Here is a 21,044-nt window from a genome sequence, read left to right as displayed (position 1 = left end):
TCTCAGTCCCCACAGTCACTCCCCAACCCGCTTCGCCCCCACCATGCGCCGCGCTATCTCCAAATACCTCTCCACCAACTCCTCCGGAGACAACTCACCGTCCGGTCGGTACCACACCGCCACGGCGACGCACATTGTCACAACGGCGCGGCTGGCATCCTCGGGATGGTCGGCCTCGAACACTCCCGAAGCGACGCCGTCGAGGACGATCCGGTCCACCTGTTTCTGCTGTTCGTCGCGCTGCGCGATGTAGCTCGCCCGACTGTCGGGCTCCATGCTGCGGATCTCGGAGGAGGCGACGAACGACTGCTCGCGTCGAAACATGTGGAACCGCAACAGAGATTCGATCACCGCGTCGAAACGGTCCGAGGGGTCGTCGCCGGCATCGAGTTCGGCGGCGCGGCTTCGCTCCAACAACTCCGTCATCACGACGGTCGCCAGACCGATCAGCAGAGCCTGCTTGGACGGATAGTGGTGGTACAGCCCAGGCACCGACAGCCCGGACCGCGACGCCACGTCACGGATCGACGTTCCGTGATAACCCTGCTCTACGAAGGCCTCCAGCGCCGCGGCGAGCGGTTTCGGCAATCCCAGGTCTTCGTAATCGCGCCAGGACCCGCGTACCGGAAGCTCGTTCGTCATACCGATACCGTAGATCGCTCTTGCGCCGCCGCCGAACACGTCGGAGCCATTGGTTAGAGTCGGTGTTCACCGAAAGACAGGGACCAGTCATGATCCATGTTCGCCACACCGCGGTTGCTGCCGTGCCGGTTGATGTCGCCTTCGACTACATCGACAACTACCGCAATGTCCCGACGTGGATGTTCGGTGTTTCCGAGTTCACCCCGTTCGGAGAGTTCGATCAGGGGCTCGGCGCCACGTTCGACGCGGCCATGCAGATCGGGCCCAGCACGTTGCGCTCCAAGCTCGAGGTCACCGAGTGGGAGAAGAATCGGATCATCAAGCTGTCTTCGCTCGGCGGTGTATCCAACTCGTCCACCTGGGAATTCGCCGCGATCGACGATTCCAAGACCGAGCTTTCCGTCGACTTCGCCTACAAACTCCCCGGCGGCATTGCCGGAAAAGCACTCGGCCGATTGATCGGGCCGTTCGTCGAAAACGCTGTCAAGAACAGCGAGGAGACATTGCGCCACAGCCTCGAGGAGCAGTTCGCGGCCCGCGGCGAAGGCTGAAAACTACCCGCGGTCGCCTTCGAGGCCCAGGGCGTTGGCCCACACTTGGGTAGCCGTCTTGACGACGTCCTCGAACGGGACAGGGTTGCCGTCGGCGCCAGGTTCTTCCGAGACGAACGAACTGTAGGCAAGACGGCTCACCATCGCCGACAATGCTCGGGAAGCCAGCAGCGGATCCAACGAGCTGTCTGCCTTGCCTGCCGCTTGCAAGCGTTCGATGGCTCGGGCATTACGCGAAATGAAGGTCTCGGCTCGGTCCCGACGCAGTTTCGCGAAAGCCGGATCGATGTGCGATACCTGTTCTAGCAGACCCATCAGCTTGGCGTTACGGCGAAATGCCGTCAGATAGGCACGGTTGCTCGATTCGAGGACCGCATACGGATTGTCGACATCGCGGACCCGCCCCATGCCGGGGTGCAACATGTCTTCCTGCGCAACGTCGAGAACTGCGGCGAAGATCTGCTCTTTGTTGTCGAAGTACGTGTAGAAGGTGCCGGTGGAGCAGTTCGCTTCCTTGGTGATGTCCGTGAGACGGGCGTCGAGATACCCGGCGCGCTCGAACACAGTTCGAGCCGCTGCAACCAGAGAAGCCCTGGTACGGACGCCGCGGGCGGTCACCGGCAGGTCACGCAGAAGCTCCGTCGCAGCCATGGATGGTGGCGGACGGTCTTCCCAGTTCTCCTGAGGTTCGGCGCGAGAGGTCACCAGCTACTTATACGGCAAAGCCGGCGACTTCTCGGCATCGGCGTCAGGTGATGGTGATTCCTCCGTCGACGGCGATGGTCTGTCCCGTGACGTATCCGCCTGCCTCGGATGCGAGCCACACCATGGTGGCCGCGAGCTCTTCCGGGTCACCCATGCGGCCGAGGATCAGGCGTGGAGCCATCGCATCCAAGTAGCCGTCGTTGTATTGGTCGGTCATTTCCGACTTGAAGAAGCCTGGCGCGATCGCGTTGACGCGGATGCCCTTGCGTGTCCCCCACTGCTGTGCGAGGTCGCGGGTCAATCCGACGACGCCTGCCTTGCTCGCCGCATAGGCGGCCTGCGGGAGTCCGGCGGTCGTCAATCCGAGAATGCTCGAGATGTTGACGATGGAGCTGCCCGGGAGCATGACGCGGCCGCAGGCCTGCGCTGCCCAGTAGGACCCATTGAGGTTGATGTCGATGACGGCGCGGAACTGGTCCGGGGTCTCGCGGGTCGCCGGAACGGCAGTTCCGACGCCGGCGTTGTTGACCAGCACGTCCACGCGGCCGAACTTCTCCATCGCGGCGTCGACCATGTTCTGAGCCTGAGCCGGATCGACGATGTCGGTGGCCACGCACAGCGCTTCGCGGCCTGCGTCACGCACCAGCTTGGCGGTGTCTTCGAGCTTGTCGACGCGGCGAGCTGCGAGGACGACGTCCGCACCGGCCTCTGCTGCGGCTTTCGCAAACGCCACCCCGAGGCCCGACGACGCACCGGTCACGATGACCACTCGATCGGTCAGAGAGAACTTGTCGAGAACAGACATGCGCGGTGATGCTCCTGTGTCGTCGGGTTCGGGAAGTGACGTATGGACGGCAGTGACGTATCGACTGCAGTTGCGAAATTACAGGCCGAGATCGCGGCCGATGAGTTCCTTCATGATCTCGTTGGATCCAGCCCAGATCTTGGTGACGCGGGCGTCCATCCACGCGCGAGCGGCGCGGTACTCGGTCATGAAGCCGTAGCCGCCGTGCAACTGAACGCAGTGATCGAGGACCTCGTTCTGCACCTGCGCGGTCCACCACTTAGCCTTGGCGGCGTCGATGGCGGTCAGCTCGCCGGCAGCGTGTGCCGCGACGCAGTTGTCGACGTAGGCCTGAGTGACCTCGATACGGGTCACGAGATCCGCGAGAAGGAATTTGTTCCACTGCAGCGAGCCGATCGGCTGACCGAAAGCCTTGCGGTCCTTGGCATATTGCAGCGTCTCTTCGAGGATCGGAGCAGCGTGCGCGATGTTGGACACCGCAGCGCCGACGCGCTCCTGCGGCAGCATTTCCATCATGTGGATGAAGCCGCGGTCGATCTCACCGATAATGTTGGTGGACGGCACGCGAACGTTCTCGAAGAACAGTTCGGCGGTATCGGACTCGTGCTGGCCGACCTTGTCGAGCTTGCGTCCGCGCTCGAAGCCTTCCATGCCGGTTTCGACGGCAAAGAGCGTGATGCCCTTGGACTTCTTCTCGGGGCTGGTCCGTGCCGCCACGATCACGAGATCGGCGTTGTAGCCGTTGGTGATGAAGGTCTTGGAGCCGTTGATGATCCAGTCGTCGCCGTCCTTGACCGCGGTGGTCTTGAGCGAGGCGAGGTCGGATCCACCGGAAGGCTCGGTCATGCCGATGGCCGTCAGCATCTCACCGGTGCAGAACTTGGGCAGCCAACGCTGCTTCTGCTCTTCGGTGGTGAGCTGAACGAGGTAGGGAGCTACGACGTCCGCGTGGATACCGAAGCTCGAGGCAACAGCTGCACTGGCGCGCGAGAGCTCTTCTGCCAGAACCGCGTTGAAGCGGTAGTCGCCGGCTTCGCTTCCGCCGTACGCCTCCGGAACTTCGAGCCCGAGGAAACCGTTACGTCCCGCTTCGAGCCAGATTTCACGATCGATGAAGCGCTGGTCGATCAGCTTCTCTGCGACCGGAAGGATGTTCCGGTTGACGAATTCGCGGGCAGATTCGCGAAATGCCTCGTGATCGGGTCCGTACAGAGTGCGACGCATGACGAGTTGCTTCCTTTCGGCGTGGCAATGCCACACGTAACGATGTTCCTAAGCATTCGCTTAGAATCTAAGCACCTGCTTATAGTGAATCGAGAGCGGGATATTGTCAACATCGAAATCCGTCACACCTGGAGGAAACCGTGAGCGACTCACCTGACGTGGTGATCAGCCCCTCCAAAGCTGCGGCCCGTATCCGCGCGGCAGCCGTGGACGCTTTTGCCTCCGCGGGCTACGGCGGCACCACCACCCGTGACATCGCTGCGCGCCTCGACATGAGTCCGGCCGCCATGTACCCGCACTACCGCTCGAAAGAAGAGTTGCTTTTCGCGATCAGCTACGAAGGCCACACCGAAGCGTTGAAGGTGGTCGAGGGCGCCGACCGACCGGGTGAAGAACCGTCCGTTCGCTTGCAGGAACTGATCAGCACGTTTGCCAGTTGGCAGGCGGGGCACCATTCACTCGCTCGCGTTGTCCAGTACGAACTCACCGCCCTCACACCAGAGCACTACCGAACCGTCGTCGCGCTTCGCCGCAGCACGACGCGGGTGGTCCGGGAGGTTGTCGATGCCGGCGTGCAGTCGGGCGATTTCACGATCCCCGATGCCGAAGGCGTCACCCTCGCCTTGATGTCCCTGTGCGTCGACGTGTGCCGCTGGTTCCCGGCCGGCAACTACACGAATCCGGAAGACATCGGAAAACTGTACGGAGACCTGGCATTGAGGATGGTGGGCGCCGCCTGAATCAGGTGACGCCGACCGCAGAAAGGACTCGGCCAGTGGCCAACCGCACCTATCTCTACTCGACCCCTGTTGCCCCGCATGAGAATCCGGCTGCCGCTCGCACCCGCGGACTCAAAGGAATCTCGGAGTGGTCGTACGCGCTACCGCTGGTCCCCCGGATCCTTGTGTCCGTGAATCCGCTCGCCCGCCAGTCGATCATCTGGGACGACACCCCCGACCTGATCGCGGTCACCGCGCCCTGTGGTCCTGGTATCGCCCGGCTCGAAGACTTCCTCGGCCGCATCGATCACCCCGAACTCGGCACGATGGCCGGCGATGCGCTGCGTTTCCTGCGCAGCCACACCGAACCCGACCACTACTTCGTCCTCGAGTGCGGCGAGATCTTCGACATGGACGACGAACCGTTCGCCGAACAGGGCACGGCCCTGATGGCCGGTCTGGCGAACATTGATGCGGAGATGGAGGCGGCTCTGGCCACGCTCGCACCCGTCAAGCCGCGATTCTGGGAGCGGCTGTTCACGCCGACTCAGGAGAGCGTCGAGGAACCGCTACGCGAACTCGGCCTCGGTTACTGGTCCGAGACCCTGTACTTCGATTTCGACCTCCCGCGATAGCCGAACCGGCACAGCCATCGGTTTCAGACCAGTTGGTCCGCAAACAGGTACCCTCGGATTTCGTGCCCGACAACTCCACCGATCTACCAACCACTGCGTCCACCGTCCTCGGCGGTTGGGGTCGCACAGCCCGAACGACCTCGCACGTCGTTTCGGCCCCTGATGTAGAGGCGATCGCTAAGGCCGTCGCCCGCGTCGCAGACGACAATGCCGACAAGCCCATGCACCTCCGACGCGGAGTCATCGCCCGCGGTCTGGGGCGGTCTTACGGAGACAACGCGCAGAACACCGGCGGCTTGGTCATCGACATGACTGCCTTCCGTCGAATTCACAAGATCGATGCCGAGACCCGACTGGTGGAGATGGACGCCGGAGTTTCCCTCGACCAGCTGATGCGGGCGGCACTACCATTCGGCCTCTGGGTCCCGGTTCTCCCCGGAACACGCCAGGTAACCATCGGCGGAGCGATCGCCTGCGATATCCACGGCAAGAACCACCACACCGAAGGCAGCTTCGGAAATCATGTCCGCTCGATGGATCTGCTCACTGCCGACGGCAGTATCCGAACCTTGGAACCGCATGGCCCGACATCCGAGCTCTTCTGGGCTACCGTCGGCGGAATCGGACTGACCGGGATCATCCTGCGCGTCACCCTCGAGATGACGCCGACCGAGACGGCGTATTTCGTCAACGATGGCGCTCTGACCGCGAGTCTTGATGAAACCGTCGCTTTTCACAGCGACGGCAGCGAAGCCGACTACACGTATTCGAGCGCCTGGTTCGATGCAGTCAGTGCGCCGCCGAAGCTCGGCCGGGCCTCGATCACGCGTGGTTCGTTGGCGACCGTCGATCAGCTTCCGCTGAAATTGCAGAAGAATCCGTTGAAATTCGATGCACCACAACTGTTCACGACACCGGATGTTTTTCCCAACGGCTTGATGAACAAGCTTTCGGCCTCTGCGATCGGCGAGTTCTACTACCGCACCGGCGGCAACTACGTCGGAAAGGTCCAAAATCTGACGCAGTTCTACCATCCGCTCGACCTCATCGGTGAGTGGAACCGCGCCTACGGATCCAAGGGATTCCTGCAATACCAGTTCGTAGTACCCGTCGACGCGGTGGACGAATTCAAGAGCATCATCCGCGATATCCAGCGTTCGGGACACTACTCAGCGCTCAACGTCTTCAAACTTTTCGGCGAAGGAAACGCAGCGCCACTGAGCTTTCCGATGTCCGGGTGGAACGTGGCCTTCGACTTCCCGATCAAGCCCGGACTGGGTGAGTTCGTCGCTTCCCTCGACAAACGGGTACTCGAATTCGGCGGTCGCCTCTACACCGCCAAGGACTCTCGGACTACCGCGGCGAACTTCCACTCGATGTATCCGCGAATCGACGAGTGGATCCAGATGCGCAGAAATATCGATCCGACAGGTGTTTTCGTGTCCGACATGGCCCGAAGACTCGAATTGATCTGAGGCGCCGATCAGTCAGAGATCTCACCCAACCGACGCTCCAGGTAGGCCCTCTCCGGTTCCGTACCAACGAGTTTCAGAGCTTGCCGATACGCAGATGCTGCCGCGTCGGCACGCCCCAACCTCGCGAGCAGTTCGGCGCGCGCCAGGTGATACGGGTGGTAGTCGGCAAGTTTGGGCTCCGCTGCCAGTTCTTCCAACGCTGCCAGCCCAACCTCCTCGCCGTCGCGCATCGCCAGCGCCACTGCCCTGTTGACTGCGACGACAGGCGAAGGCGTCAACGTGAGGAGCACTCCGTAGAGCGCGCAGATCTGCGGCCAATCGGTGCTCTGCACATCGGCGGCCTCGTCGTGCAATGCGGCGATAGCCGCCTGGACCCCGTACGGCCCCGGCGCTCCCCCGGTCAACGCGACCACGACCAGGTCGCTTCCTTCCTCGATCATCGGCGTATCCCAGCACCCGCGATCCTGATCTTCGAGGAGCACGATCGCGCCACCGGCGTCGGTACGGGCATCCCGGCGCGCATGGACGAGAAGCATCAACGCGAGCAACCCGGCGATCTCGCGCTCCTCGGGAAGCAAAGCGCGCAAGATCCTCGCCAGCCTGATCGCCTCTACTGCTAAGTCGACGCGTTGCAGATCTGGACCCGAACTCGCTGCGTACCCCTCGGTGAACACCGAATAGATCACCTGCAGAACACCAGGCAGACGTTCCGGGAGTTCTTCGGCGCTGGGAGTTCGGAAGGGAATCCGAGCCTGACGGATCTTCTTCTTCGCACGCACGATCCGCTGCGCCATCGTCGCCGAGGGCACGAGGAAGGCCCGAGCTACTTCGGGCGTCGTCAACCCGCCGAGGCAACGCAAGGTGAGTGCGATTCGGTCGTCCTCGGCGAGCGCCGGGTGCGAGCAGGTGAAGAACAGCTGCAACCGCTCGTCGGGAAGTTCCCCCTCGACGACGGGAGGCGCCGGGTCGGCACGGTCGGCGTCCACCTGCATCACGGCCAATCGCGCCGCGTAGGCCTGATCACGACGAAGCCTGTCGACGGCTTTACGACGCGCCGTGGTCAGCAGCCAGGCACCGGGTTTTTCCGGAACTCCGTCCACGGGCCAGTGCACCAACGCGGCTTCGACGGCTTCGGACGTGACTTCCTCGGCCAGATCGAGGTCACCGAAACGGCGGACGAGCGAGGCCAAGAGCCGTCCACGTTCCTCCCGGAACACTGACTCGATGGAGTTCTCGGCCTGCTCGTCCACGGCGAATCAGTCCCCGAACCCGGCCAGCGGACGCACCTCGACGCTGCCACCGTCGCGCGCGCCGGGGCACCGCGCGGCCCACGCGAGCGCTGCGTCCAGATCGGGAACGTCGATGACGTCGTAGCCGCCGAGGATCTCACGGGTTTCTGCGAAGGGTCCGTCGGTGACGGTCTTTTCTCCGGACTGCGAGATCCGAACCGTCGTTGTGGTGGTCAGGTCGGCGAGGGCATCGCCGGACACCCAGATGCCGGCATCTTTCATTTCCTTGTCGTATTGCTGCCAGTCCTCGAACGTGCACTGGGGTTCGGTGTCTCCGCCGGGGGCGGTGTAGATGAGCAACATGTATTTCATGACTGACTCCTTGGTCTGTTGTTTTCTTCCGGCCTTCTTGCCTTACAACATGACGACGAACGGTTCTCCCCAGAATCGACAGGCGACTCGAAAAAACTTTTGGCGGGTTCGTCCGAGGTGCTGCCGTTAGGCTGAGTGTATGACCGAACGCGACCGGGACGCCGCTGGGAAACCCCTCAATTCGCGGCCCCGCGACGGACTCGGCCGTCCACTGCCACGCGACGCGCCGGGCGGCGTTCCGCGCATTCCGGACGATGTACGCCTGCCACCAGACGAGTCCATCACCGAGGCTCAGCGCCTCCTCGACCACGGCATGCCTTTTCACGCACACGAGATTCTCGAAGGAACGTGGAAAAGCGCGCCGCCCGAGGAACGTGACCTGTGGCAGGGACTGGCTCAGCTGGCCGTCGGGCTCACCCATCTGCTTCGGGGCAACAACACCGGCGCCGTCTCACTCCTCGGCCAGGGTCACGACCGCATCAGGCACTACGAAGTGGAAAGCCCGCACGGCCTCGACATCCCCGGTCTACTGACGTGGTCCGAACACCTGCTCGCCGAAATCGATCGCCCCGGCGATTTCCCCGCCCCTCCGATTCCGAGGTTGAGAATCCCCTGATGCCCATCTTCCCCATGTTTCCGCTCGGCTCCGCATTGCTACCGGGCGAGGTGTTGCCGCTGAACATCTTCGAGCCTCGGTACCGCGCGCTGGTCGAGAACGTTCTCGAAGCTGCCGACGGCCCACTGTTCGGGGTAGTGCTCATCGCGCGTGGCCACGAGGTCGGCGGCGGCGAATCACGCCACGACGTCGGCACTCTGGCTCGGATCGAGTCTCATGTCGCCATGGGTGCCGGACGGTATCAGCTGTACTGCCGGACCGAGGACCGCATCCGAGTCAATCGCTGGCTGCCGGACGATCCCTACCCGCTTGCCGAGGTCGAACTGTGGCCGGACGAGAACAACGGAACACCCGTCACCGCTTACGAATACGACTCTTTGCTCGAGCGCATCGAGTTCATGTACGGCATGTTGGGAAAGCTCGCACTACGAGCCGGCGAACAGACCCCGCGAATGCCCGTCCCACCTGATCCCTTGGATCCGTTGGGTTCTCGGCTGTACGCCCTGGCACGAAGTATTCCGATGGGTGACGCCGATCGTCTGGCTGTACTGACCGCGCCAGGCGCCGACGAACGTATCCGCACACTCTCGGAGGCAGTCGAGAACACCATCGAGGTAGCGCAGTTCAATCTGCTCTAAAGAGAAGAGACGTCGTGCTCGGTGAGTAGCCGGCGCAGTTCCTCTCGCTCCGCACGGTCGACCGCTCCGCGTCGCAGCGTCGGAGCGGAACCGACAAGAAGTCGGCTGTACGGATGCTCTGGCCGTCGCAGAACTTCAGCGGTCGGTCCCTCTTCCACGACCTGACCTCGATACAGCACGATGAGTCGATCCGTTACGCCGGCAACTGAGCCGAGGTCGTGAGAGATGAAGAGCAATGTTGCACCGGAATCACGCAGCGCCGCGAGGATCTCGATGACATTGACGCGGTTCGCCGAGTCGAGGGCGCTCACCGGTTCGTCGAGAATGATGAGCCGAGGGTTGGTGATGAGCGCACGCGCGACCGCGACTCGCTGACGCTGACCACCTGAAATCTCACCGGGAAATCGAGGAAGAATGTCGGCGTCGAGAGCAACTGTCGCCAGAGAAGCCGCAACCCGCTCACGAATCACGTCACGACCGAGTGCGCCGGCAATTTCGAGAGGCTCGGCAAGCGACTGCGCGATGGTGCGCTCTGGATCGAGACTGCGCAGCGGGTCTTGAAAGACATACTGCACGATGCCCTCTCGGCGAAACTCGCGCCACTGAGTGCGCGACAACGTCGTCAGATCGTGATCCTCGACGAGGATCTCTCCTCCGTCGGTCTCGACGAGTCCGAGTATCGCGCGCGCGACAGTCGACTTACCGGAGCCCGTCTCGCCGATCAGGCCGAGCGCCTCACCGGGAGCGATTCGGAAGCTGACGCCGTCGAGGATCTGACGGCGCTTCGCGCCACGGCCGTAGGAGACGTCGAGGTTCCTGACGTCGAGCAGGGGATTCTGGTCAAGAGACATGTGCAGCAACCTCTCTCGTGAAGCGGTCGAGACCGTAAAGCTCGTGTTCCGAGACGAGCAGTCGGGTGTACTCGTGCTGCGGATCGTGCAGTACCTGCGCAGTTGATCCGCGTTCGACGATGACGCCGTCACGAAACACCACGACGGCGTCGGCCACCTGTGCGACAACAGCAAGATCGTGGGAGACGACGATCAGCGAAAGCCCGTGACGCTCGGTCAGATCGACGATCAGGTCGAGTACCTCGGCCTGCACCGTGACATCGAGTGCTGTCGTCGCCTCATCGGCAATCAAAATGCGTGGCTCCAGCGATACGGCGATCGCGAGGAGTACTCGTTGAAGCATCCCTCCGGAGAGTTCATGCGGGTACTGCCGGAACACAAGCTCGGGATCGTGTATCCGGACTTCGTCGAGCAAGGTCAACGCTTGTGCCTTTGCCGCACGGCGCCCGAGCCCGCGTTTGACGCGCAGCACTTCGGCAACCTGCTTCCCGACCGGGATCGACGGATTCAGATACGAGCCAGGATCCTGGAAAACCGCCGTAATCCCGGAACCCCGAACATGATTCCAGTCGACATTCGTGAAACGGGACGTGTCGTCGCCGAAAAGTTCGATCGTCCCCCCGGCGATCGCCAGACCGGCGGGAAGAAGACCGAGTACCGCCCGGAGACTGATCGACTTCCCGCTCCCCGATTCACCGACGATGCCGAGGACTTGGCCGCGCCGAAGCTCGAAATCGACACCGTCCACGAGAACAACCTCGTCGACCTCGTTGACAATCCGCAGATCAGTCACGCGCAGAACCGTTTCCGGTGCGGTTTCCGTAGTCAGCAGTAACGACATCGGTTCATACTCCTTGCTTCGATGTAAGGCCCCGTCGACGACGTGACCGCGCGACCAGTCGCCGACCCGACTCACCACTCACGTCACGAATGAGGTCGGCAAGCAGGTTGAATGCCCAGACGAGCACGATGATCGGGATCGACGGAATGAGCGGGGCAAACGGACGGAAGGTCAGGTACTTCAAATCGGAGGCAAGCATTCCACCCCACGTCGGCGCGGGAGGCTGAACTCCGATTCCCAGAAAGCTCAGCGCCGCAACGGCAATGAGCCCGACGCCGAGCGTGCTCGCCAATGTGATCGCGAGAGGTGGAAACACCTTGCCCGTCACATGCTTACGCACGATCCAGGAGACGTCGGCCCCGGCGAGTTGAGCTGCCTCGACGTACGGCGAGTTGGCCACAGCAAGGGTCGATGCGCGGGCAACGCGATAAAACGCCGGCGCGGTGAGCACACCGACGACGATCATCGCTTGCGTGAGCGCATTGCCGAGCAGCGCAGTTACCGCTACTGCGAAAACGAGAAAGGGCAACGCGATGAGGGTGTCGATCAGTCTGAGCGTCACCCACTCGAAGAAGCGCCCCGAGTACACCGAGAGCACCCCGGGAACAGCACCGACGACAAGCCCGATCACACCTACTTGGACCGCGCTCGCGATGCTGAGCGGTGCGCCCGCCAACAATCGGCTCAGGCTGTCTCGGCCGAGGTAATCGGTGCCGAGAGGGTGTTGGAAAGAGGGCCCGGAGAGAACGAGTTCGGATCCCTCGAGCGGGTCGTAGGGCGCGAGGAGTGGACCGAGGGCCACAAGCAGAACGGCGATACCGATAATGAGGATGGCGAGGCGGCCACTGCGGATCGCCCAGATATTGCGGAACATTCTAGAGACCTCTCGTCGCGGCGGGGATGATGCGGTTGAGGATGATGTTCACAACTAGATTGAATGCCACAACGATCACAATCGAGATCACAAGCACCCCTTGGACTGCCGGGACATCGCCGCGCTCGGCCGAGTCGGCCGCAAACCGTCCGTAGCCGGAGATACCGAAGATTGTCTCGGTGACAACCGCCCCACCGAGGAGCGCCGGGAACTTGAGGCCGAGAAGAGCGACGGTCGGGCCGATCCCGTTCCGCAATGCATGCACGAAAAAGATTCGCCGCGTGCCGAGTCCGCGCACCTGCGCCCCGACTATGTAGTTCTGGCGATAGACGTCGACGAGACCCACTCGCGTCTGGCGGGCGACCTCCGCAACGGTGTCGAGGCTCAATGCGAGCGCGGGAAGTGTTGCGTACCAGAGCCACGGACCGATCCCCTGTGCAACAGGCGCATAACCCGCCGCGGGGAACCAACCGAGACCTACCGCAAAGATCGATACGAGCAGAACACCGACGATGAACGGCGGCATCGTGGAGATGAGCGTGGAGAACGCCGTGACTGCACGGTCGAGTAGCGAGGTCGGACGAGATGCTGCAAGCACCCCCAGGAGAAGCCCGACAGTCACACCGATGAGCAATGCGAGTCCTGCGATCGACAGACTGATCAGCGCTCGGTCGAAGAGTAGTTCGGAGATAGGGAATCCGTTGTACCAACTCTCCCCGAGGTCGCCGCGGAGCACCGACCCCAACCAATCGATATACTGCAGAAGGAATGGACGATCCAGGCCCCATTCACTCTCGATCTGGGCCACTAGTTCTGGTGTGGCGTTGTCGCCTGCCTGGAGGTAGGCCGGTGACAAGCCGCTGATCTCCCGCAACGAGAACGTGATGAAGGTTGCGATCACGAAGACGGGCACGAAGATGCCGACTGACCGGAGAATCGTCACGGCGACGCGCTTTGCCACCGACGGCCGTCGGAACGGAGCGCGCGGCGATACAGCGCTCGGGGTGACCACTGAATGCAGATCGATGACCATTGCTCTTCCTCTCTACCCGGTCCGAGGGTCAGCCGACAGGTATCGGTAATGTGGACAACGAGTTTCGCGACGACGCGTTCGGACGCACAGCGGACAGCGTCGGGTAGATCTCGTCTGCTATCACTGCGAGACTTTCCCGGTAGTGCTTGTCGCCCAAGGCAAGCGGCACACTGAAGAGGTAGTCGGTCGACGCCGACACCGCGGCATCTTCCAGTAGTTCCGCGGCGATCTCGTCGGGCGTCCCGTGCAGGATGTAGAAATCACGCAAGATCTCGGCGGGTGAAGATCCACGAGTAATCCACGGTGTCGCTCCCGGATCACGTTCGATGTGCTCGGTGAACAGTCGCACGGCATCCTTCTTGCTCTCCGCGGGAAGAACCGATCGAGACACCCCGATTCGCGGCCCGCGATCGGCGGGCAGTTCACTCGAATACGCGTCGACGAGATCCTTCTGCACTGTGCCTGTCGGGCCGCCGGAAGCAAAGCGATGAAGCTGCAATGCGTCGCCTGCCCTGCCGATGGAAACCGCGGTATCCAGCTTCGACGTCGCTTGCCACAGACGCTGCGGAAGGTTTCCCGCCGGCGGGTAGAAACCGAAGGTCTTTCCCTCCACTACGCGCTGGACTCCGAATGCACCTCGCAGTCGGGCGAGGGCGTCCGCATAGAGTTCTTCGCGCCGGTTCTCGTCGAGGCCGAACGCGTCGTACGCCGCCGCCGAAAATCCACCTCCATTCCCTTTCCCTACCCCCAGCTCGAGGCGATCACCACTCAACGTGTTGACCACTGCCGCCGTCTCCGCGAGGCGTTGAGGGTGATCGAAGGCCAGCGGAATGACGGCGGTACCGAGGCGCAGCCGATCTGTTCGCTCCGACAGCACCGCGAGAAGGGTCAGTGCGGAGGGCAGCCCGATATTCGAAAACCTACCCTCCGCCAACCAATACGTTTCGTAGCCAAGAGATTCCGCTCGTACGGCATTGTCGAGGAGTACGGCGTACCCGGCACCTGCATTGTCGGTGACGGGCGGCACCTCGAAGAGCGCGAGCCCGGGAAGTGCTGTCGTCGTTGTCATGGTGTGTCCTTCACTGAAAGAGATGAATGCCGTACGACGGATCGACTACTTGGAACCGACCGTGATGCCGCGCCAGTTGAGGAATCCCTCACGGTTCTGGAAATCCGAGGACACGTCCGAGGACTTCGCCCAGGTGACCGGCTGCGCGAAGAGCGGGATACTCGAACCGTTCAGGAATCCGGCAGTGGACGCCGCACGAGCGACGGACGGGTATTCCGGTGCATCGATCGGCGTCGCCCGCAACTTCGCGAGTGCCCCCTGGAATTCGGGGGACGAATAGGGCGAACTCAAGTTGAGCACCCCACCGACGTCGTAGTGCTCGGTGAGCGTCTGTGCCTGCGAATTCCGGCCGACGTAGCCGTAGGTGGAGAACGCCTGGGTCTTCCCGAAGTAACCCTTCGACCAGTTCGGATTCTTGTTGATGGTGACCTTCACTCCGATTGCGGCCAGCTGTGACTGAATCACCTCCGACTGGGAATCAGCGGAATAGGGTGACGCGTCCAGAGTCACTTCCAGGCCGTCTGGGTGACCGGCCTCGGCGAGAAGAGTTTTAGCCCGCGCCGGGTCGAACTTGTACACACCCTCGATCGCATCGGCAAAGAGCGGATGCCCCTTGGGGACAAGTTGATTAGCGACTTCACCCTCACCGAGAGTGACCTTGTCGACGAACTCCTGCGAGTTGACTGCCAGACGGAATGCTTCGACGACGCGGGGATCGTCGAACGGTGCAATGTTTCGATTGACGCTCAGAAATTGAACTGCCCAGTTCTTCGTGATGTCCTGGACCAGATCGAGATTGGCAGCGCGAGCGGCCTGGATCTGCGTGACGTCGACTGTGACGAAGTTGTAGACCCCAGTCTGTACTGCCGAGACGAGACTCGCAGCGTCGTTACCGAAGTGGATCTCGATCCGATCGATGTGGATGTTGTCGGCATCCCAGTAGTTCTGGAACTTCTCCAAGGTCACGTGCGACTCGGGTACCAGTTCTACGACCTTGAACGGGCCGGCTCCGACCGGATTTCGAGTGTTGAGTGCGTCGACGTCCTTCTCGGCGGCAGCCTTACTCGTGATGAGACCCGCACGGATGCTGAAAAGGTAGGGAATCTGATAGTCGACGCTCTTCAGATTGACCGTGAAGTGGAGTTCGTCGTCGACCACGACGTCCTTGATGTTGCTGTACGAACCGGCGAGTGCGGAGTTCTTCTGCGTGATCGCTCGATTGATGTAGTAGGCCACCGCGTCGGCGTCGAGCGGACTGTCGTCCTGAAAGGTCAACCCGGGACGAAGCTGGAACGTGACTGCCGTGCCCTCCGCGTTGTATTCCCAGCTCTCCGCGAGCGCGGGAGCGGGCTTGCCGTCCTCGTCTTGAGTGAGAAGCGGTTCGTAAATCGGGGTCAGGTTGACAGTCGCTCCGGTTGCACCGGTGACAATCGGATCCCAGTTTCCGGGAGCTACCCCGGACTGCCCCCACTTGACGACAGCATCGCCGGACGTGGATCCGCCAGCCGATGAGCAGCCGGCCAGCACCAGCATCGAGGCCGTGGCGAGTCCCACGAGTGCCGTGAGACGGCGAGAGAATTTCATCGGTGTTCTTTCTTCTTAAAGGTCCGGCAAGAGTGGGTTGTTCAGATACTCGTGGAGAGCGACGCCGAGGTGCCAGGCAGTGGGGCAGGGCGAATTCCTTCACGCTCGGCAAGCGTGTGGCGATTCGCCGCGAAGGGGAGCCCAAGGTTTCCACGTAATGTGTTGTGCTCGTATTCCTCTCGCACTATCCCCCGCTCCCGAAGAATCGGCAGCACCTCGTCGAGGAAGCGTTGGAACTGCGCGGGGTGACCGATGTGGATGTTGATTCCGTCGAGGGCACGTCCGTCCAGCCAGCGCTGCAGTTCGTTCGCAACGGTTTCGGCACTGCCCGTGAACGGTGACACCTTGGGCGCATTCAGCAGTTCAACAGTTTGCCTCAAAGTGAGTCCACGATCCACGGCGAGTTCGGTGATCTTCTTCGCCTGTGTGTAGAAACTCCGTTCGGCGAATTGCAGGGCCTCACGAGGGAAGGGTGCGTCAAGGTCGTATCGGCCGAAATCGTGCCAACCGAACGGACGCCCCAACTCACGTAGAGATCTCCCGAAGTCGTTGTCCCCGAGTTGAGTTACGCGTTCTATCTCGCGAGCATCGGCATCGGTGTCTCCGACCGTGACAGTAACGCCGGGCAAGACGACGATGTCCTCGGGTGAGCGTCCGTACGCCGCGGCGCGGGATTTGATATCGGAATAGAAGGCCACCCCTGCCTCGAAATTGGGCGCGTGAGTGAATATTCCGTCGCCGATGCGGGCTCCGAGGTCACGCCCCTGCTCGGAATCGCCTGCCTGGAACACCACCGGCTGACCCTGGCGTGAACGCTCGAGGTTCAAGGGGCCCGTTACCGAGAAGTACTCGCCCCGATGATCCAGGGTGTGCAGCTTGGTGGGATCGAAGAAGCGACGAGATTCCCTGTCCCGCGGAAATGCATTGTCTTCGAAGGAGTCCCACAGGGCCTTCACCACCTCGACATGTTCGAGTGCACGTCCGTAGCGAGTTGCGTAGTCGTAGTGCTCGTCGAGTCCGTAGTTCCCCGCAGTTCCACTGTCTCCGCTGGTGACAACATTCCAACCGGCACGCCCTCGGCTGATCAGATCGAGAGATCCGAGTCGGCGCGCCAGATTGAAGGGCTGATTGAACGAGGTGGTCAGGGTTCCGACGAGTCCGATGTGCTCGGTCGCCACGGCAAGCGCAGACAGCAATGTCAGCGGCTCCAGGCGATTGAGGTAGTGCGGCGGTGAGTCCGCCGTGATGAATTGGCTGTCGACAATGAATACGAGGTCGAACTTCGCCTCCTCCGCCAGGCGCGCGTAGCGGATGTACCAGTCGATGTCGACGCTCGCGTCCCCGGGAATCTCCGGATCCAGCCACGTGTAGGGGTGCCCCGGTCCACCTGTCGGGGTGGGGACTGCACCCAACTTCAATTGCCGTCTGGTCATGTTTCCGCTCCTTCACCGAAAAGGCATGCGCCTCTGTACGTCGAGTTGAAGTGTATGGAGCAAACAGACGCGTGCAGAGTATTAAATTCTCGATGTTCAAAACATAATCCATATGTTGCACAACATAATTGAACAAAGCCAGATCAGTCGAAGTATTCTCTCGACGACTCTGCGACCGCACCCGCGACCACATCTGCCAACTGCCCGATCAGTCCGTCGTCATCAGGCAACTGAGTAGCCGACAGACGCAGAAGTTGTTGCGCGGGAGCCCGAACGAACGAACGTGAACCCGCGCCCACCGAAATTCCTTGTCGCGCCAACGCCACGAGAGAAGCGGTTTCATCCGAGACCCCTACCCACACAACCAGACTGTGCGGTCCTGCGAATGCCTCGATACCACGGTCGATCAAAGCTTTCAGAAGTGCGGTGCGCCTGGCCGCGTAACGCTCATGCGCTGTCGACACCGCCTGTTCGGCATCTGCACTGGTGATCAAGTGGGCGAGCGTGTTCTGCAGAATTCGACTGTTCGACCCGACTCCGTGACTTCTGACCTTCATCGCCCGCTCGATGAGTTCGCGCGATCCACCGAGCACCGACGTCCGCACGTCGATCCCATACGCCTTGCAGTAGCTACGAATTCGCACAACTCGGTGTGGATGTCGTCCACCGAGCGACGGTGGCTGCACGGGCTCGAGCGGTCCTATCGAATCGTCCTCGACTACCCAGACTTTCGGATGACGCGCCAGAACCTCGGCGAGTTCGTCGATACGCTCGTTGCTGACCTCGTGGTCGACCGCGAACGGCGCCCCAGGCTGGAACACGAACGCCGTGGCACCGGCAATCAAGGCCGCCTCGAGAGCGTCGGGGCGAGGACCGTGACAGTCTGCGGCTACCCCGATCGCTTCGAGTCCCAGGTCGCGAAGCGTGTCGAGCACTCCCGGTCCCAGCGGCTCGTCAACGGCGACAATCGTTCCGGGCGGGGCTGCCGCCTCGACTGCCAACAGCAGCGCCTCGGTGCCCCCGCCGGCTGTGGCCCACGCTTCCGGTTCGAACGGCCAGCTCTGCGCAACAGCATCTCTCAACCGTTCTGTCATGAGCTCACGGCCGAAGACATTCAAGGTCTCCGCATCCAGGCTCGACAGCAAGGCTTCGGACAGTGATGGCTGCAGCGCGAGATCCGGCGCGTTCTGCGCCAGATCTACACCACGCCAATCAGGTATTCCGCGTTCGGGCACAGTGTCTCTCGGCGGGAGAACGACAGTGCCACCGCGACGGCGAGTTTGGACGAAGCCTTGTTCTTGCAACCGGCCCCAGGCATTGACGATCGCGCCGACGCTGAAGTCCGCCGACCGTGCGAGCTCACGAACAGTCGGAAGGCGGTCTCCAGGGCGCAACTCACCTGACCGGATGAGCTTGCCGACAGCATCGGCCAGGTCCGCGGCCCGGCCACTGATCCGCTCCACCAGCCATTCGGGATCGACAATCTGAGATTCCAATGTCGCTGACATCCATCACCTTTCGTTGAGAGCACCGTTCCACTGCGCAGACGGACGATCACACCGCGTGAACCCCAGTCGGATCTCGCAGGATGATGTCAGGAGTAAAGGGCAGGCGGAGACGCTCGAGGAATTGAACGATCTCGGCGGCCACCGATCGGTGGGATACATCGTTGAGTATGTCGTGTCGACCGTCGCGTACGACGACTACCCGGACATCACGCAGAGACGAGCTCAGTTCGAGAACATCAAGTGCAGGGCTCAGGACGTCCGACTGTCCGTGGACGACCAGAACCGGGACATCAACCTGAGCAAGCACTTCAGCAGTGGCAATCGGAACTTCGTCTGTGAGCGAACCAGGTTCGAGAGCATCAGCCGAGGAGAGAACACCACGGTGAACAGGGCAGGCCGACCGAATCTCGAGCTCGCGGTCCCAGTCTTGCACTGATGCTTCGTGATCGGAGACGAGAAGGCCCGCTACCACCACCCCGGTCACAGTGGGATGGGTAACGGCAGCGGCGAGAGCCGCCACGGCACCGCTGTCCGACCCCACCACTGCGAGCGAAAGGTCGGCCTGCGCATCAGCGATGGCACGATTTATCGTGTCGGTGTCGTTCTCCACCACCGCGACGCGGTAACCGTCGAACGCGATTCGGCGGGCGAACCTTGTGTACACGTCGGCCCGCTCACCACGACCACCGACGACTATCACGGAACCTCGACCTGTCGCTTCAGGTTTCAGCCAGTCGATTTCCACTGATTACCTCATTCGGAATGGTTGTTCACAGAGTTGACAATTTCACTCTGGCCGACCACTCGAACGCGAACAAGACTAAGGCTCACCCCGAACAAAACGGGTGCAATTGCTCACCGCTTCGTGTTTTGTTCCGAACATATCTGGTTTGTGATTCACCGACAGCGCCCACTGCACGATCAACGAAGGGACAGCCATACCGATGTCCGAGACCACAGGGTTCGCAACCCGGCAGGTCCGCTCTGGTTACCAACCCGGAACTGCGCAGAACACCGCCATTCCCCCGATTTACCAATCGGTTGCCTACGACTTCGGCAGCTTCGAGCAGGCACGGGACATCTTCTCTCTGCGCCGCACGGGAAACCTGTACAGCCGCACCGGGAACCCGACACAGGCCGTGTTCGAGAAACGTCTCGCCGACCTGGACGGCGGTGTCGCGGCACTGGCAACTGCGTCCGGGCAAGCTGCCGTTGCGGTTGCACTCCTGACCCTCGCCAAGGCAGGGCAGCACGTCGTTGCCGCGCGCCAGTTGTACGGCGGAACAGTCGATCTCCTCACGGACACCTTCGCGGACTTCGGGATCGACGTCACCCTCGTCGATCAGGACGATCTCGAGGCCTGGCGTGACGCGGCCCGTCCCGATACCCGAGCATTCTTCGCCGAGACGATCGGCAATCCCATCGCGTCCGTGCTCGACGTCTCAGCCGTGGCAGACATCGCTCACGACGTCGGCGTTCCACTGATCGTCGACAATACGATCGCAACTCCGTATCTGCTGCGTCCGAGGGACTTCGGCGCGGACATCGCCGTGTACTCTGCCACCAAGTTCATCGGCGGACACGGTACCTCGCTCGGCGGTGTCATCGTGGACCTCGGAACCTTCGACTTCGGCGCACAACCCGAGCGATGGCCCCAGTTCACCGAACCGTATCCTCGCATCGGCGATCTGGTCCTGTGGGAAGAGTTCGGTCGCGAACGCAGCGCCTATCTCGTCTACGCGAAGACGAAGATCGTCCACGATCTGGGTCCGGCGTTGTCACCGTTCAATTCCTTTCAGCTGCTGCAAGGTTTGGAAACACTCGACCTTCGACTGGACCGTCAAGTGGGTTCAGCCCTGGAGATCGCACGCTTCCTCGACGCACACCCTGCCGTCTCCCAGGTCAATTACCCGGGTCTGCCGGATAACAGATGGCACAACGCCGCCCAGCGATACCTGCCCCGCGGAGCAGGCTCGGTATTCTCCTTCGATCTCGACGTGGACGACTCGAAGATCGCGAAGTTCGTCGACTCGCTGCAACTGTTTGCCATAGTCGCCAACATCGGAGACGCGCGTTCGCTGGTTGTCCATCCCGCCACCACCACCCACAGCCACCTCGACGACGCCCAACGAGAACAGGCCGGATTCGGCTACAGCACAATCCGATTGTCGATCGGATTGGAGAATGTCGACGACCTCGTCGATGATCTGCGCGCATCACTCGACGCCATCTGAGAAGGA

General features: G+C 61.9%; 22 protein-coding genes. 7 read left to right on the top strand and 15 right to left on the bottom strand.

Annotated features, from left to right (window positions below):
* Positions 1 to 15: 15 nt before the first annotated feature.
* Complete coding sequence (locus G8767_RS00390) at positions 16 to 642, bottom strand: TetR/AcrR family transcriptional regulator (protein ID WP_095972127.1); 627 nt, start codon at positions 640 to 642, stop codon at positions 16 to 18.
* Positions 643 to 731: 89 nt separating this feature from the next.
* Here G8767_RS00390 and G8767_RS00385 point away from each other — a divergent pair, with 89 nt between their 5' ends.
* Positions 732 to 1,193, top strand: coding sequence for an SRPBCC family protein (locus G8767_RS00385; RefSeq protein WP_003940411.1), 462 nt, complete (start codon positions 732 to 734; stop codon positions 1,191 to 1,193).
* A 3-nt stretch (positions 1,194 to 1,196) separates the two neighbouring features.
* Here G8767_RS00385 and G8767_RS00380 read toward each other — a convergent pair whose 3' ends face one another.
* The 3 genes from G8767_RS00380 to G8767_RS00370 all read right to left on the bottom strand — a co-directional run bounded on the left by G8767_RS00380 (position 1,197) and on the right by G8767_RS00370 (position 3,927).
* Complete coding sequence (locus tag G8767_RS00380) at positions 1,197 to 1,844, bottom strand: TetR/AcrR family transcriptional regulator (RefSeq protein WP_095972109.1); 648 nt, start codon at positions 1,842 to 1,844, stop codon at positions 1,197 to 1,199.
* A 97-nt stretch (positions 1,845 to 1,941) separates the two neighbouring features.
* A complete protein-coding gene (locus G8767_RS00375) occupies positions 1,942 to 2,703 on the bottom strand; it encodes an SDR family oxidoreductase (RefSeq protein ID WP_003939707.1) in 762 nt (253 codons plus the stop codon).
* Positions 2,704 to 2,781: 78 nt separating this feature from the next.
* The gene (locus tag G8767_RS00370) at positions 2,782 to 3,927 is read right to left on the bottom strand and encodes an acyl-CoA dehydrogenase family protein (RefSeq protein WP_007730036.1); all 1,146 of its coding nucleotides are present in this window, start codon (positions 3,925 to 3,927) and stop codon (positions 2,782 to 2,784) included.
* Positions 3,928 to 4,067: 140 nt separating this feature from the next.
* Between G8767_RS00370 and G8767_RS00365 the strand changes: the two genes are divergently transcribed.
* From G8767_RS00365 to G8767_RS00355, 3 genes are all read left to right on the top strand, one after another.
* Positions 4,068 to 4,667: a TetR/AcrR family transcriptional regulator gene (locus G8767_RS00365; protein ID WP_054781655.1), complete on the top strand. Its 600-nt coding sequence runs from the start codon at positions 4,068 to 4,070 to the stop codon at positions 4,665 to 4,667.
* 35 nt (positions 4,668 to 4,702) lie between these two features.
* Positions 4,703 to 5,281, top strand: a complete 579-nt coding sequence (locus G8767_RS00360) for a hypothetical protein (RefSeq protein WP_166809023.1) — start codon at positions 4,703 to 4,705, stop codon at positions 5,279 to 5,281.
* Positions 5,282 to 5,343: 62 nt separating this feature from the next.
* The gene (locus tag G8767_RS00355; protein ID WP_166809022.1) at positions 5,344 to 6,756 is read left to right on the top strand and encodes an FAD-binding oxidoreductase; all 1,413 of its coding nucleotides are present in this window, start codon (positions 5,344 to 5,346) and stop codon (positions 6,754 to 6,756) included.
* Positions 6,757 to 6,764: 8 nt separating this feature from the next.
* Here the strand turns inward: G8767_RS00355 and G8767_RS00350 are convergent, their stop codons facing one another.
* Together G8767_RS00350 and G8767_RS00345 are read right to left on the bottom strand one after the other, a co-directional pair.
* A complete protein-coding gene (locus G8767_RS00350) occupies positions 6,765 to 8,006 on the bottom strand; it encodes an RNA polymerase sigma factor (protein ID WP_166809021.1) in 1,242 nt (413 codons plus the stop codon).
* A 6-nt stretch (positions 8,007 to 8,012) separates the two neighbouring features.
* Positions 8,013 to 8,357 carry a YciI family protein gene (locus G8767_RS00345; RefSeq protein ID WP_166809020.1) on the bottom strand — a complete coding sequence of 115 codons (345 nt, stop codon included), beginning with the start codon at positions 8,355 to 8,357 and terminating at the stop codon, positions 8,013 to 8,015.
* A 139-nt stretch (positions 8,358 to 8,496) separates the two neighbouring features.
* On the opposite strand from G8767_RS00345, the gene G8767_RS00340 reads away from it, so the two are divergent.
* On the top strand, positions 8,497 to 8,973 hold the full coding sequence (locus G8767_RS00340; protein ID WP_166809019.1) for a DUF309 domain-containing protein: 477 nt from the start codon (positions 8,497 to 8,499) through the stop codon (positions 8,971 to 8,973).
* Positions 8,973 to 9,611, top strand: coding sequence for an LON peptidase substrate-binding domain-containing protein (locus tag G8767_RS00335; RefSeq protein WP_166809018.1), 639 nt, complete (start codon positions 8,973 to 8,975; stop codon positions 9,609 to 9,611). Before G8767_RS00340 ends, G8767_RS00335 begins: the two co-directional genes overlap by 1 nt.
* Here the strand turns inward: G8767_RS00335 and G8767_RS00330 are convergent.
* The 9 genes from G8767_RS00330 to G8767_RS00290 all read right to left on the bottom strand — a co-directional run bounded on the left by G8767_RS00330 (position 9,608) and on the right by G8767_RS00290 (position 19,549).
* Positions 9,608 to 10,462 carry an ABC transporter ATP-binding protein gene (locus G8767_RS00330; protein WP_166809017.1) on the bottom strand — a complete coding sequence of 285 codons (855 nt, stop codon included), beginning with the start codon at positions 10,460 to 10,462 and terminating at the stop codon, positions 9,608 to 9,610. The two genes, G8767_RS00335 and G8767_RS00330, sit on opposite strands and share 4 nt — an antisense overlap.
* Complete coding sequence (locus tag G8767_RS00325) at positions 10,452 to 11,303, bottom strand: ABC transporter ATP-binding protein (RefSeq protein ID WP_166809016.1); 852 nt, start codon at positions 11,301 to 11,303, stop codon at positions 10,452 to 10,454. The genes G8767_RS00330 and G8767_RS00325 overlap by 11 nt, the downstream gene beginning before the upstream one ends.
* A gap of 4 nt (positions 11,304 to 11,307) precedes the next feature.
* Complete coding sequence (locus G8767_RS00320) at positions 11,308 to 12,177, bottom strand: ABC transporter permease (RefSeq protein ID WP_166809015.1); 870 nt, start codon at positions 12,175 to 12,177, stop codon at positions 11,308 to 11,310.
* 1 nt (position 12,178) lies between these two features.
* A complete protein-coding gene (locus tag G8767_RS00315) occupies positions 12,179 to 13,210 on the bottom strand; it encodes an ABC transporter permease (RefSeq protein ID WP_166809014.1) in 1,032 nt (343 codons plus the stop codon).
* 28 nt (positions 13,211 to 13,238) lie between these two features.
* Positions 13,239 to 14,279, bottom strand: a complete 1,041-nt coding sequence (locus G8767_RS00310) for an LLM class flavin-dependent oxidoreductase (RefSeq protein ID WP_166809013.1) — start codon at positions 14,277 to 14,279, stop codon at positions 13,239 to 13,241.
* Positions 14,280 to 14,324: 45 nt separating this feature from the next.
* Entirely contained in the window at positions 14,325 to 15,863 is a 1,539-nt protein-coding gene (locus tag G8767_RS00305; RefSeq protein WP_166809012.1) for an ABC transporter substrate-binding protein, read from the bottom strand.
* 41 nt (positions 15,864 to 15,904) lie between these two features.
* Positions 15,905 to 17,296: an NtaA/DmoA family FMN-dependent monooxygenase gene (locus G8767_RS00300; RefSeq protein WP_166809011.1), complete on the bottom strand. Its 1,392-nt coding sequence runs from the start codon at positions 17,294 to 17,296 to the stop codon at positions 15,905 to 15,907.
* 143 nt (positions 17,297 to 17,439) lie between these two features.
* A complete protein-coding gene (locus G8767_RS00295; RefSeq protein WP_166809010.1) occupies positions 17,440 to 18,804 on the bottom strand; it encodes an aminotransferase class I/II-fold pyridoxal phosphate-dependent enzyme in 1,365 nt (454 codons plus the stop codon).
* A gap of 46 nt (positions 18,805 to 18,850) precedes the next feature.
* A complete protein-coding gene (locus G8767_RS00290) occupies positions 18,851 to 19,549 on the bottom strand; it encodes an alpha/beta hydrolase (protein WP_166809009.1) in 699 nt (232 codons plus the stop codon).
* Positions 19,550 to 19,748: 199 nt separating this feature from the next.
* Here G8767_RS00290 and G8767_RS00285 point away from each other — a divergent pair, with 199 nt between their 5' ends.
* On the top strand, positions 19,749 to 21,038 hold the full coding sequence (locus G8767_RS00285) for an O-acetylhomoserine aminocarboxypropyltransferase/cysteine synthase family protein (protein ID WP_166809008.1): 1,290 nt from the start codon (positions 19,749 to 19,751) through the stop codon (positions 21,036 to 21,038).
* Positions 21,039 to 21,044: the final 6 nt, after the last annotated feature.

Origin of the sequence: Rhodococcus sp. IC4_135, assembly GCF_011602025.1 — a bacterium.
Taxonomy (GTDB): Bacteria; Actinomycetota; Actinomycetes; order Mycobacteriales; family Mycobacteriaceae; genus Rhodococcus_F; species Rhodococcus_F baikonurensis.
This window is presented reverse-complemented; position numbering and strand designations above follow the sequence as displayed.